Origin of the sequence: Mycobacterium fragae, assembly GCF_002102185.1 — a bacterium.
Classification (GTDB): domain Bacteria; phylum Actinomycetota; class Actinomycetes; order Mycobacteriales; family Mycobacteriaceae; genus Mycobacterium; species Mycobacterium fragae.
This window is the reverse complement of sequence record NZ_LQOW01000014.1, coordinates 101630-113706: the sequence shown is the minus strand read 5'-3', so window position 1 is coordinate 113706 and position 12077 is coordinate 101630. Positions and strand designations below refer to the sequence as shown.

Annotated in this window: 15 protein-coding genes; 11 read left to right on the top strand and 4 right to left on the bottom strand. The window is 67.2% G+C overall.

Annotated features, from left to right (window positions below; translation table 11 throughout):
* Positions 1 to 26: 26 nt before the first annotated feature.
* The 3 genes from AWC06_RS07055 (at position 27) to AWC06_RS07045 (ending at position 1922) form a co-directional block, all read left to right on the top strand.
* Entirely contained in the window at positions 27 to 647 is a 621-nt protein-coding gene (locus AWC06_RS07055) for a TetR/AcrR family transcriptional regulator (RefSeq protein WP_085195775.1), read from the top strand.
* Positions 644 to 1516, top strand: coding sequence for an SDR family NAD(P)-dependent oxidoreductase (locus AWC06_RS07050; protein WP_085195773.1), 873 nt, complete (start codon positions 644 to 646; stop codon positions 1514 to 1516). Before AWC06_RS07055 ends, AWC06_RS07050 begins: the two co-directional genes overlap by 4 nt.
* A 70-nt stretch (positions 1517 to 1586) precedes the next feature.
* Positions 1587 to 1922: a VOC family protein gene (locus AWC06_RS07045; protein WP_085195771.1), complete on the top strand. Its 336-nt coding sequence runs from the start codon at positions 1587 to 1589 to the stop codon at positions 1920 to 1922.
* Positions 1923 to 1927: 5 nt separating this feature from the next.
* Here the strand turns inward: AWC06_RS07045 and AWC06_RS07040 are convergent, their stop codons facing one another.
* Together AWC06_RS07040 and AWC06_RS07035 are read right to left on the bottom strand one after the other, a co-directional pair.
* Complete coding sequence (locus AWC06_RS07040) at positions 1928 to 2413, bottom strand: polyketide cyclase (protein ID WP_227371001.1); 486 nt, start codon at positions 2411 to 2413, stop codon at positions 1928 to 1930.
* Between the two features lie 17 nt (positions 2414 to 2430).
* The gene (locus AWC06_RS07035; protein WP_085195767.1) at positions 2431 to 2844 is read right to left on the bottom strand and encodes a hypothetical protein; all 414 of its coding nucleotides are present in this window, start codon (positions 2842 to 2844) and stop codon (positions 2431 to 2433) included.
* A gap of 46 nt (positions 2845 to 2890) precedes the next feature.
* Between AWC06_RS07035 and pdxR the strand changes: the two genes are divergently transcribed.
* Entirely contained in the window at positions 2891 to 4312 is a 1422-nt protein-coding gene (pdxR, locus tag AWC06_RS07030; RefSeq protein WP_085195765.1) for a MocR-like pyridoxine biosynthesis transcription factor PdxR, read from the top strand.
* Here pdxR and AWC06_RS07025 read toward each other — a convergent pair.
* Together AWC06_RS07025 and AWC06_RS07020 are read right to left on the bottom strand one after the other, a co-directional pair.
* Positions 4258 to 5295 (bottom strand): aminotransferase class V-fold PLP-dependent enzyme, encoded by a 1038-nt coding sequence (locus tag AWC06_RS07025; protein ID WP_085195763.1) that lies wholly within the window; start codon positions 5293 to 5295, stop codon positions 4258 to 4260. The two genes, pdxR and AWC06_RS07025, sit on opposite strands and share 55 nt — an antisense overlap.
* Before the next feature lie 11 nt (positions 5296 to 5306).
* A complete protein-coding gene (locus AWC06_RS07020) occupies positions 5307 to 6641 on the bottom strand; it encodes an aminotransferase class I/II-fold pyridoxal phosphate-dependent enzyme (protein WP_085195761.1) in 1335 nt (444 codons plus the stop codon).
* 39 nt (positions 6642 to 6680) lie between these two features.
* On the opposite strand from AWC06_RS07020, the gene AWC06_RS07015 reads away from it, so the two are divergent.
* From AWC06_RS07015 to AWC06_RS06985, 7 genes are all read left to right on the top strand, one after another.
* Complete coding sequence (locus AWC06_RS07015) at positions 6681 to 7334, top strand: pyridoxamine 5'-phosphate oxidase family protein (protein ID WP_085195759.1); 654 nt, start codon at positions 6681 to 6683, stop codon at positions 7332 to 7334.
* Positions 7334 to 7792 (top strand): SRPBCC family protein, encoded by a 459-nt coding sequence (locus AWC06_RS07010; protein WP_085195757.1) that lies wholly within the window; start codon positions 7334 to 7336, stop codon positions 7790 to 7792. Before AWC06_RS07015 ends, AWC06_RS07010 begins: the two co-directional genes overlap by 1 nt.
* Positions 7793 to 7907: 115 nt before the next feature.
* The gene (locus AWC06_RS07005) at positions 7908 to 8849 is read left to right on the top strand and encodes a DUF4129 domain-containing protein (protein ID WP_085195755.1); all 942 of its coding nucleotides are present in this window, start codon (positions 7908 to 7910) and stop codon (positions 8847 to 8849) included.
* On the top strand, positions 8846 to 9328 hold the full coding sequence (locus AWC06_RS07000) for a hypothetical protein (RefSeq protein WP_085195753.1): 483 nt from the start codon (positions 8846 to 8848) through the stop codon (positions 9326 to 9328). Before AWC06_RS07005 ends, AWC06_RS07000 begins: the two co-directional genes overlap by 4 nt.
* Before the next feature lie 19 nt (positions 9329 to 9347).
* Positions 9348 to 10316: an AAA family ATPase gene (locus AWC06_RS06995; RefSeq protein ID WP_085195751.1), complete on the top strand. Its 969-nt coding sequence runs from the start codon at positions 9348 to 9350 to the stop codon at positions 10314 to 10316.
* 13 nt (positions 10317 to 10329) lie between these two features.
* Positions 10330 to 11586, top strand: coding sequence for a DUF58 domain-containing protein (locus AWC06_RS06990; protein ID WP_085195749.1), 1257 nt, complete (start codon positions 10330 to 10332; stop codon positions 11584 to 11586).
* On the top strand, positions 11583 to 12047 hold the full coding sequence (locus AWC06_RS06985; RefSeq protein ID WP_085195747.1) for a hypothetical protein: 465 nt from the start codon (positions 11583 to 11585) through the stop codon (positions 12045 to 12047). The genes AWC06_RS06990 and AWC06_RS06985 overlap by 4 nt, the downstream gene beginning before the upstream one ends.
* Positions 12048 to 12077 lie beyond the last annotated feature (30 nt).

The following is a 12077-nucleotide window of genomic DNA, read 5'->3' as shown; positions in this document are numbered from 1 at the left end:
GCAATTACGATACGGTGGGTAGCGTTATGAAATCAGACCCTTCGGCGGTTGACAAGGCCCCAAGTGCCGGGCGCCCCCGGGATCCGCGTATCGACGCTGCCATATTGTCGGCGACCTCGGAACTGCTTGTGCAAATCGGCTATTCGAACCTGACACTGGCCGCGGTCGCCGAACGCGCCGGCACGACGAAGACCGCGCTGTATCGACGGTGGTCGAGCAAGGCGGAGTTGGTGCACGAGGCCGCGTTTCCGGTGGCTCCCACGGCGCTGGCGCGGCCGGCCGGGGACATGGCGGCAGACGTGCGGGCGATGATCGCGGCGGCGCGCGACGTGTTCACCACTCCGGTGGTGCGCGCGGCGTTGCCCGGGCTGGTCGCCGACATGACCGCCGATTCCGCGCTGAACGCCCGGGTAATGTCGCGTTTTGCGGATTTGTTCACCGCCGTGCGGGTGCGGCTGCGTGAGGCCGTCGACCGCGGCGAGGTGCATCCGGATGTGCACCCCGACCGGTTGATCGAGCTGATCGGGGGAGCGACGCTGTTGCGGTTGCTGCTGCGCCCGGACGAGCGGCTCGACGACTCCTGGGTCGATCAGACCACCGCCATCGTCGTGCATGGTGTCACCCGCGATGTAGGGTCGGCCGGATGAGCCGACGACTGGACGGCGGGGCCGCGATTGTCACTGGCGCCAGCCGCGGATTGGGGCGCGCGATCGCTTTGGCGTTGGCGGCCGAGGGAGCTGCGGTAGCCGTGGTCGGCCGAACCGAAAACGTCTGGGACGAAAGGCTTCCCGGCACCATTGGCCAGACCGTCGCAGACATTGAGGCCGCCGGCGGACGCGCGGTCGCCATCCGGGCCGATTTGCTCGAGCGCGACGATATCGCGCGGCTGGTCAGCGAGGCTCGAGATGCATTGGGCCCCATCACAATTCTGGTCAACAACGCCGCGTTCACAGCACCCGGCCGCCCGCCTAAGCCTGGTGACGACGCACGCACAAAGCCGGCCAAAGCGGCGTCGGGCGCGGCCAAACCGGACTGGCCGCCGGTGCTCGGCACGCCGTTGGCTGCGTATCGGCGGCACTTCGAGATCGCCGTGTTCGCGGCCTACGAGCTGATGCAATTGGTCTGCCCAGACATGATTGCGGCGGGCTCGGGTTCGGTTATCAACATCACCTCCATCGCGTCGCGGATGCCCGGTGACGGGCCGTACCCCGACCGAAGCGGCGGCGTGCTGCCCGGCTATGGCGGATCCAAGGCCGCCCTCGAGCACTTGACCTGGTGTGCGGCCTACGATCTGCAGGGCCACCACATCGCGGTGAACGCCCTGTCGCCGTCCAAACCGATAATGACGCCGGGCCTTTCCTACTACGCCCGCGACTTCGTCGAGGTGGCGCCTGCGGAGGAATTCGCTCAGGCAGCCGTGGAGCTGGCACTGGTGAATCCCGATGTCGTCACCGGGCGGACGATCGGTCATCTGCAGGTGCTCGACGGTAGCTTCCAGCCGTACGCGTCAGGCTGATCGGAACTTGTCAGACCCCCGCGCGACACTGCTGTCGTTGAATGCAATCTTCAGCGAAGGGATGACGAGCATGGCCAACGCAGTGAACTATTTCGAAATCGGCACCCCCGACCCCGGCGCCACCAGTGCTTTCTACGACGGACTGTTCGGCTGGCAGATCGATCAGTCCGGCGACTACCGCATGATCGACGGCGACAAGGGCGGGGTGTGGGACAGCACGGCGATGGGCGGCGGGTCGTACGCGATCTTCTATGTGCAGGTCGACGACGTGCAGGCGACCATCACCAAGGCGTCCGAACTCGGGGCGACCGTCGTGGTGCCCTACACCGACAACGGGCCACTCGAGTTCGCCCATCTGCAGGACCCGCAGGGTAACCGGTTCGGGGTGTGGCGGCCCAAGGGGTAGGGGGCTCAGCGCGGCTTGGTCGCGGCTCGTTCGGCGAGGTGCTTGAGGTTGAGCAGCTGCCGGCGAGCCATGACCAGATCGCCAACCGATAGCCACGGCGCCAACCAGCGACTCATGGCGGTAGTCACCTTCATCAGCAGCCGGGTGGTCCGGTCTTTCGGCACAAGGACATAGGAGATGCAGGCACCCATGATCTCGCCGGTGAGGTGGGTAGGCGGGTCTACGGCGAGGATGCGCCCGAATCGACGCCTTCCAGCGGTGGTGAACGCCTCGCCGACGGCGGGCTCAGGCAAGCCGGCCAGCTCCATTGGCGATCGACGCCCGAGGTTGTCGATCCAGTCGTACGAGTATGGCGCCAGCCTGATCTGAGCCACCCACGGCCACAGTGCTTCTGGCGTTGTGTGCACGGTGACTCCGCGCCACGCCTGCAAAGTCGGCGCGCGGACGAAGTCATCGCATGGATAGTGTCGGCCGACTTCGTCGTCCGTCACATTCCAACGGTCGCCGATCATCGGCCTCGGTTGTCCGCGGTGATGCAGTTCCGCAGTGCCACGGCAAGCAGTATGGTGCCCAGCGCCAGGCCGACGAACTCGAGCAAACCGACCAGCCTGCCGTCGGCGTGCCCGGTGTCGACGATGTGGCTGAGGGCGTGCAGCGCCCAGTGCAGCGTCGCGAACGCCAAGGCCGGCACCCGCCAGGCCGGCCATCGCAGCGCGGCGAGCAACAGCAGGCCAAGCGGCAGTTCGAACGAGGCGTTGTCGAAGATGTAGTGGCCGTTGCGCGGACCGAACGCCCCGAGGGTCTCGAAGAACACGTCCGGCGCTGCCAGCATGAACAATCCCATGAGCGTCGAGTACACCCCGAACGCGAGCAGAACCGCCATGACGAACCGTGAACGGGTGGGCACAGACGTGGTGGTCATGGTCAAACACTAGTCGCTGACTGGCCGCAGGTTAGGCTCCAATTCTATGACGGTTTTGGGTACCACTTCAGGTCCGGAGCTGCTGGTGCAGCTTGATCGCGGCCGCTCCGAGCCGCTGCACCGCCAGCTCGCCGACGCACTACGCGCTGCGATCCGCGCCGGCCGGCTCGCGCCGGGTGCTCGGATGCCGTCCACCCGGGTACTCGCGACCGACCTGGGCGTCTCGCGGAGGTTGGTCGTCGATACCTACGGCCAGCTGATCGCCGAAGGGTTTCTGGTCAGCCGGCGCGGATCGGGCACCCGCGTCGCTCGGGTCGACATCCCCGCCGCTGCGCCTCAGGCCGACGTCGATGCGCCACCGCGCTACGACGTCGACTTCGCTTCGGGCACGCCTGATCTCACGGGGTTCCCGCGCGATATCTGGCTGCGGGCGCTGAGACAGGGTCTATCGCACGCGTCGTCGGACATATTCGGCTACGGCGCTGCGCGGGGAATCGCCGGCCTGCGGTCGGCACTGTCGGAATACCTGGGGCGCACGCGCGGCGTGGTCGCCGACCCGGATCGCATCGTGATGTGCTCCGGGGTCACGCAAGGCATCGGCCTGGTTGCCCAGCTCTTGCTGCGCCGTGGCGGCCTGCCGCTGGCGATGGAAGATCCCGGTTTCTGGGTACATCGAGTCGTGTTGCAGCACCACGGTATAACCCCAGTCCCGGTTCGGGTCGACGACGACGGCATCGATGTTGGGGTGCTCGAACAAACCGGAGCGGGCAGCGTACTGACCACGCCGGCCCATCAGTCACCCACTGGGGTGGTGCTGAGCGCGGCTCGCCGTGCCGCGCTGCTCGAGTGGGCGCGCGCCGGACGTTTCATCATCGAAGACGACTACGACGCCGAGTACCGATACGACCGTGCGCCCGTCGGCGCACTGCAGGGTTTGGGTCCCGACCGTGTCATCTATCTGGGTTCGGCCAGTAAGACCCTTGCGCCTGGCCTGCGCTTGGGTTGGATGGTTTTGCCAGCTGAGCTGGTGGACACCGCGACAGGTTTGAAAAACCTGGCCGATTATGGCAATTCGGTCATGGACCAAATCGCGTTTGCCCAGCTGCTGGCCTCCGGTGGATACGATCGCCACTTGCGTCAGATGCGTCGGCGCTACTTGACTCGACGAAACATCTTGCTGGGAGCCATAAGTCGATACCTGCCGCAGGCAACCGTGCTCGGGGCCGCGGCCGGTGTGCACCTGACGGTAAAGTTCCCTCGCGGTTATCCGATCGATGCGATCGTGCGTCGCGCCGCCGAAATGCGGGTCAGGGTCGAAGCTCTCACATCGTTTTACGCCGACGAAACTGCTGCGCCACCGGGCTTGATACTGGGTTACGCGAACCTCACCGAGTCGCAGATCATCGCGGGGGTTCAGACGCTGGCCAAGGCGTCGAGGAGCCGGTCGAGGTCGGCCTCAGTGTTGTAGAGGTGAAACCCGACGCGAACGGCGCCGGCCCGCACAGATGCGTGGATACCGGCTCGCCTCAACGCGTCGGCGGCGTGCGGCGCCGGAATCGACACGATCGCCGAGTCCACTGGCGGCAAGTCGAGTTCGTAGCGCAGCCGGTTCGCCAGCCCTACCGTGTGGGCTTCGACCGCGGACCGATCCAGCGATGCCACCCACGGCAGTGAAATCCCCGCCCCCAGCACGCTGAACCAGGCCGGTGAAGCGTCGAACCGGCGTGCACCGGAAGCCAAACGCAACGGCAACCCGTACAGTGACGACCACAGCTCTTGGCCGGCATAGGGATTCGCCCCGTGCGGTACCAACACGTCTTGCATTCGCTTGCTCAACGACATCCACGCCACGCCACGCGGTCCGAGTAACCACTTGTAGCTCGCGGCGATTGCGACGTCGACCCATGGCAGCTCGATGTTCTTCCATCCAAGAGCTTGGCTGGTGTCGATCACTGTGATGGTTCGCGACCCCGCGACCGCCCGGCGCAAGCTCGGCACGTCCAGCAGGGCGCCGTCCGCGGATTGCACCAGGCTGGCAGCCACTACATCGAAATCACCGGCAGAATCCTCCAGCCGGCCATGCGGCAACTCGGTGATGGTGACACCCCGGCCCGCTTGGGCTGCGAATGGGAAAGTGACGCTGGTGAATTCGTCGTGAAACGTTGCCACTCGACTGCGGTCCGGTATCGACGACGCCACCAGGCCGATCAGCGACGAGACGCTGTTACCCAGCACGACGTGGCCCTCATCGACCCCGTTCATTGCCGCGTAGGCGCGCCGACTGGCGCGCATCGGTTCGTCGAATGTGCTCAGCTCCAGTCGCCCCTGCTCCCAGCAGTCGGCGCCCTCGCGCAGCGCGTCGGCCACAAACCGCGGCGGCACTCCGTATGTGGGGGTATCCAGAAACCCCTCCGCTCCGATGAACTCGGCACCGAACGCCTCGCGCGACACGGTGCATCCTCTCACACGCCGGCAGGCCCGACAGCCTGTATTGCCTCAGCAACAGCGTCGGCGAGCGCGTCGATTTCGGCGGCGTCGAGGGTGGAGACGGTGATCCGCATGCCTGGCGGTGTGTCGATCCTGAAGCGTGTCCCCGGCGCCGCAGCCCAGCCCGCGCCGAGTAGCCGGGTGATTGCCACCGTTTCGTCGGGAACCGGAATCCAGACATTGAGGCCGGAGCGACCATGAGCGACGATGCCGCGCTCGCCCAGCGCCGAGCGCAGCAGGTCGCGGTTGCGGGAATAGACGGCTTGCGCCTTGTGCACCAAGCGGTTTGCCGCCTTGTCGCGCCACAGACTCACAGCGAGATCCTGCAGTAGGTAACTGACCCAGCCCGGACCAAGCCGCAACCGCCCTTGCACCCGTTCGGCGGTGCGGCGGTCGCCGGCGAGTATTGCCAGCCTCATGTCGGGGCCGTACGCCTTGGATGCCGAGCGCACGAACGCCCAGTGGCGAGTTGACCCGGCCAGGGTATGCAGCGAGACGCCCGCGATACCGGCGCAGTGGTCGTCTTCGACCAGCACCACGTCGGCATGGTCAGCCAGCAGCCGGCGCAGCTCGCCGGCCCGTCCCGCCGAGACGGCGGCGCCGGTCGGGTTCTGGGCACGCGTCGTCACAACCAGCGCACGCGCACCCCGTCGCAGTGCCCCGGCCACATCGGCGACCAGTGGCCCGTCGTCGTCCACCCGCACCGGCTCGACCGAAAAGCCTAGCGCGCCCAGCAGATCCAGCAGGTTGGCCCAGCCCGGGTCCTCGACCGCCACCCGGTCACCGGGGCGCAGGTGCGCAGCCAGCACGCGCTCGATGCCGTCGAGGGCCCCGGCGGTCACCGCGAGGTGCTCGGCCGAAACGCCATCGGCAGGCAGCGATGCCTCCGCGTAGTCGGCCAGCTCCGGCGAGACCGCAGGTTCCCCGTACAACACCGGGGCCCGGCGTCGCCGCGTACCGGCACCGCAGAGTTCGGCGGCGGCGATCGGCAGCAGAGCCGGATCGGGATTGCCCGTGGAAAGATCTCGCGCGCCCGGCGGGACGGCCAGCCCGCGCAGGGAGCGCGGCGTGGTCGCCGGCCGATCCCGCACCCGGGTTCCGCGCCGGCCTGCGGTCTCGACGGCGCCGCGATCGCGCAGCAACCGGTAGGCCGCAGCCACCGTGTTGGCATTGACGCCGAGCCGCATGGCCAGCTCCCGGATCGGCGGTAGCTCGGCGCCGGGCGGTAAGGCGCCCGTGGAGATGGCCTCTTCGACGTTGGTGGCGATGGCCTCCGCACCGGAACCCGTTATGGTGTATTGTACTGGCACGGATTACAGTATGTACTATTACAAAGTGGGAGGCAACCGTTGTCCTACCTACCGACGCCGCAGACCACGCCCACCCGGTATCGCGAGCGCGCCCGCTATGACCGCGCAACCGTGCACGGCATCCTCGACGAGGCGTTGATTTGTCACGTCGGTTATCTCAATGCGGGTCGCCCGGTGGTGCTCCCGACCACGCACGCCCGCCGAGGGGAAACGCTCTATTTGCACGGATCCACCGGCAGTGGGCCGATGCTGGCGGCGTCATCGGATGGGCTGCCGGTTTGCGTCACCGTCACCCTGGTCGACGGCCTGGTGCTGGCCCGCGCGGCGCTGCGCCACTCTCTGCAGTACCGATCGGTGGTCGTGCTGGGCACCGCGCGTCTGGTCCAGGATCGGCGGGAGAAACTGCGCGCGCTGGACGCGCTGCTCGATCACATCGCGTCCGGCCGCTCCGCTGACAGCAGACCGCCGAATTCTCGCGAACTCGCGGCCACCGCCGTGCTCGCGGTCGATCTCGTCGAGGTGTCCGCGAAGGTGCGTGTGGGCGGACCTGTCGACGACCAAGACGACATCGCGCTGCCGCACTGGGCTGGGGTGGTGCCGCTGACCCTGGCCGCCGCCGCGCCCGAGCCTGCCGACGACCTGAACCCCGCTGTTCCGCTGCCGCCCTATCTCGAGCCTTATCGTCGACCCTGATGGCCGACGACACCGACGTTCCTCGGGTGGTGAGCGCGACCCGCGAGATCGCGGCGAGCGTGGACCGCATTTTCGAGCTGATCGCCGATCCGTCGCAACAGCCGCGGTGGGATGGCAACGACAACCTCGCCGAAGCGAAAGCGGGACAACGTGTTCGGGGCGTCGGGGACGTGTTCATCATGACGCTGACCGGCGGCAGCATTCGCGAGAACCACGTCGTGGAGTTCGAGGAAGCCCGTTGTATCGCTTGGCTCCCGTCGGAGCCTGGTCGGCGACCGCCCGGGCATCTTTGGCGCTGGGAACTCGAGCCGCTGGGCGAAACCCTCACCCGGGTTACCCATACCTACGACTGGTCGCGCTTGACGGACAAGAATCGCCTTCCGCGCGCGCGACGCACGACGCCGGAGAGGCTGCGGGCTTCGCTGGATCGGCTCGCCGAGATCGCTGAGCGCGGCTGACCGTGGTGCGGCGGGCCTAGATGCCGCGATTGGTGGCAGCACAGGCGGCCGACGTGCCAGGATGAGCAAACGACGTGCCGCAACAGCGGCAGGCAACCGGTCGAGTGGTGTGCCAATGTTTGATAGGGCGACGGGCCGCGTGGTCGTCGTGATCGTGCTGTTGATCCTGCTGGCCGCGTCCCTGCGCGGCTATATCCCGGGCGCCCCGCGCGCGACACCTCAAAAACCGCCGGACAACCCGGGGTCGCTCGTCTACGTTGTCGTGCTGCTAGGCGTGTCACTGGTGATCGTCGCCGTCGCGCTCATCGCCCGACTGAGTGATCCACGTACGCGAGCAGGCAGCGCCGGCGGCCTACCCGACAGGTTTTCCGGCGGTGCGGGCTCGGGCCGACCGGGTTGGCGGGTGCTGCTGATCGGCACGGCAGTCCTCGTCGCGTGGCTGCTGATGGTGTGGTTGCTCGCGGGCCTGGTTGTGCAGCACGGAATCAGGCAGGGTGCGCCGACACCGGAATCACCCGCGCCGACCCCCCCGAGCACCGTCCCCTCACCGCCCGGGCCGCCCGCTGCAGGGGGAGAGGGCGACGTGCTGGGATACCTGATCGCGAGCGCGGTGGCATTGGCGGTGCTGATCGTCACAGGTGCGATCGTCGCCCTCCGCCGTCGGCGCGTCGCGCCACCGCACGCCGTCTCCGCCGGACCGTTTGTACCGCCTCCGGCCCCCGGGGCCTCCGAATCGTTAGCGCGCGCAGCAGAAGTCGGCCTGGCCGAAATCGGGGACCTCAGCCGCGAACCACGGGAGGCGATCATCGCCTGTTATGCCGCGATGGAACGTGAACTGGCGCATGTTCCCGGGGCGGTCCCGCAGGACTTCGATACCGCGACGGAGGTGCTCGCTCGTGCCGTCGAACACCATGCGCTGCATGTCGATAACGCCAGCCAGCTGGTGAATTTGTTCGCCGAGGCCAGGTTCAGCCCGCATGTGATGAACGAGGGACATCGCGAAAAGGCGGTGCGGGTGCTGCAGCTGGTGCTCGCCGAATTGCGGAGCGCCGTATGAAAAGGCTGGTGGTCCTGAGTGTTTGCGTCGTGGTGAGCGTCGAGCTGGCCGCGTTGGCGCTACACGATCGCCGGCTCGTGCTGTGGGTGGCGGGTGCCGCGGTGGTGTTCGCGTTGATCAACGTGCGCCGCTACCTCGGCCATGACGCCGAGCCGTCGCCGGCCGTGTCTCCGAACGGCCTGGAGGAATCCCTGCGCAACTGGTTGTCTCGAACCGAGACGATGATCCACTGGTCGGAATCCACCCGATCAGACTGGGACCGCCATCTGCGTCCAATGTTGGCGCGGCGGTTCGCGATCACGACCGGCCAAAAACAATCCAAAGACCCGGTAGCGTTTCACGCCACCGGGCGAATGCTTTTCGGCGCCGAACTGTGGGCATGGGTCGATCCCAATAACGTCGCGCAGACCGGTGGGCGCGAGCCCGGACCGGGCCGGGCGACGCTCGAGCGAATTCTGGAACGGCTGGAGCAGGTGTGACTGACGGTATGACTCGATCATGACTATGCCGGCGGCAACAACCACTGCCCGCTGCACGGCGGTGCTCGACGAAATCGAGCGCGTCGTGGTCGGCAAGCGTTCCGCGCTTACCCTCATCCTCACCACCGTGCTCGCTCGCGGGCACGTGCTCATCGAGGATCTGCCCGGCCTCGGCAAGACGCTGATCGCCCGCTCCTTCGCCGCGGCGCTCGGGCTTGATTTCACCCGCGTGCAGTTCACGCCCGACCTGTTGCCCGCGGATCTGCTCGGCTCGACCGTCTATGACATGCAATCGGGCCGCTTCGAGTTCCGCTCCGGGCCGATCTTCACCAATCTGCTGCTCGCCGACGAGATCAATCGGACGCCGCCCAAGACCCAGGCGGCGTTGTTGGAGGCGATGGCGGAGAACCAGGTGAGTATTGACGGCGAAACCCACCGGTTGCCAACACCATTCATTGTTCTGGCGACGGACAACCCGATCGAATACGAAGGCACCTACCCGTTGCCGGAGGCGCAGATGGACCGGTTCGCGGTGCGGCTGGAACTGCGTTACCTCTCCGAGCAGGACGAGACATCGATGCTGCGCCGACGCCTGGACCGGGGGTCGGCCGAGCCGACGGTGGGTCAGGTTGTCGACGCGCACGACCTGCTGGCCATGCGTGAGTCGGTGGAACAGGTCAGTGTGCACCAGGACGTCCTGCACTATGTGGTGTCGCTGGCCGCCGCGACTCGACACCACCCGCAGGTGGCCGTCGGCGCCAGCCCCCGCGCGGAGCTCGATCTGGTCCAGCTTGCCCGCGCCCGTGCCCTGCTGGTCGGCCGCGACTATGTGATACCCGAAGACATCAAGGCACTCGCCACGCCCGCTGTGGCGCACCGGATCACGTTGCGTCCGGAGATGTGGGTCCGAAAGATCCAGGGCTCCGACGTCATCGAGGAACTATTGCGGCGCTTGCCAGTTCCACGAATGCGGGGCGGCGCCGAGTGAGCGACGCATCGATGTGATCGAGACCTGCGAACCCGACCTGCATTGGCGCGCATCGGCGTTGACGCGTGCAATAGCAACCTGTGCCGCGGTGGCGTTGGCCGCCGCGTTTATCCGATCATCCTGGCAGCTGATCGCGTTCGCGGCGCCCCTACTCGGTGTGCTGTGTTCGATCAGCTGGCAGCGCCCGCTGCCCAAGGTCAAGGTGCACGCGGAGCCCGGCTCTCAACGATGCTTTGAAACCGAGCAAGTCCAGCTGACCGTATGGACCACGACGGAAAACCCCGGTGTTGCAGCAAAACTCACGGTGTCGGCAATCGAAGGGATGTCACTCGACGTTGTGGAGCGCACCTCCAGACAGCGCCAAACCGTGGTCACCTCAGCCGAACGGTGGGGCCGCTATCCGATCCGCGCCACGGTCGAGGTGGTCGCGCATGGCGGACTGCTCGCGGGCACCGGAACCGTCGACTCGGCCGACGTCACCGTATTTCCGCTGACACCTCCGCAAGCCACGTCGACACCGCAGACCGAGCTGCTCGACCGACTGGGCACTCACCTCACCCGGCACATCGGCAGCGGCGTCGAGTACGCCGACATCCGTACGTACGTACCCGGCGACCAACTGCGCAGCATCAACTGGCCGGTGAGCGCTCGCCGCGGCCGCCTGCACGTGACGCAGCGGTTGACCGACCGGTCCGCTGACGTGGTGGTGCTCATCGACAACTATCCGCAGCCCGCGGGCCCGGCGACGGACTCCACTGAGCGAACGGTGCGCGGCGCTGCGCAAGTGGTGCAGACCGCGCTGCGCAACGGTGATCGGGCCGGCATCGTCGCGCTCGGCGGCCGACGGCCGCGGTGGCTGGGCGCCGACATCGGGCAGCGGCAGTTCTACCGGGTACTCGATACCGTGCTCGGCGCCGGTGACGAATTCGAAACCACCACTGGGACATTGGCGCCGCGCGCCGCCGTTCCGCCGGGCGCGATCGTCGTCGCGTTCTCCACGCTGCTGGACACGGAGTTCGCGCTGGCACTGATCAACTTACGCAAACGCGGTCACGTCGTGGTGGCGGTCGATGTTCTGCAAGGCTCCCCGTTCAGCGATCGGCAGGATCCCCTGGTCGACCGGATGTGGGCGCTGCAGCGGTCCGCCATGTACCGCGACATGGCCACCACCGGTGTCGACGTGGTGGCCTGGCACGAGGATCGCACCCTGGAGCAATCGATGCGTGCGATGCCCGATCGCCGCCGCCCCGTGCGGGGACGCCGATCATGACGCTCGGTACCCAGGTCGCCGGCATCTTGTCGACGGTGTGCGGGCTACTGATGGTGGCGGTCGCCGGGATCGGATCGCACGGATTGGCCTTCACCGGGGCACTGTTGGCAATCGCGGCCGTCGCAGGCGGAACGGTGTCTCGCCCGGTGGCCACGCTTGCGGTGCTGCTGACCGTGGCTGCGCTGGCGCTCTCGGATCCCGCTGCCACCCAGGCCGCGGCCTCCGGACTGGCCGCGTGCGGCTACCTGGTGCTGCGGCATGCAGCCAGTAGCGGCACGGGTCTCGACGGTCTCAGCGGAACGACGATGATCGGCGCCGTGGGGTTTGCCTTCGCCGGCTTGGTCGCCACGGCGTTTCCGCTGCAATTGGCGTGGATACCGCTAGTTGCGCCCCTGGCGGTGTTCGCGATCTATCTGTTGGCCACCCGGCCGTTCCTGCGCGACGAGAATCTTCCACGCTGATCAAAAATGTTGACCGGCGTTTACCAGTTG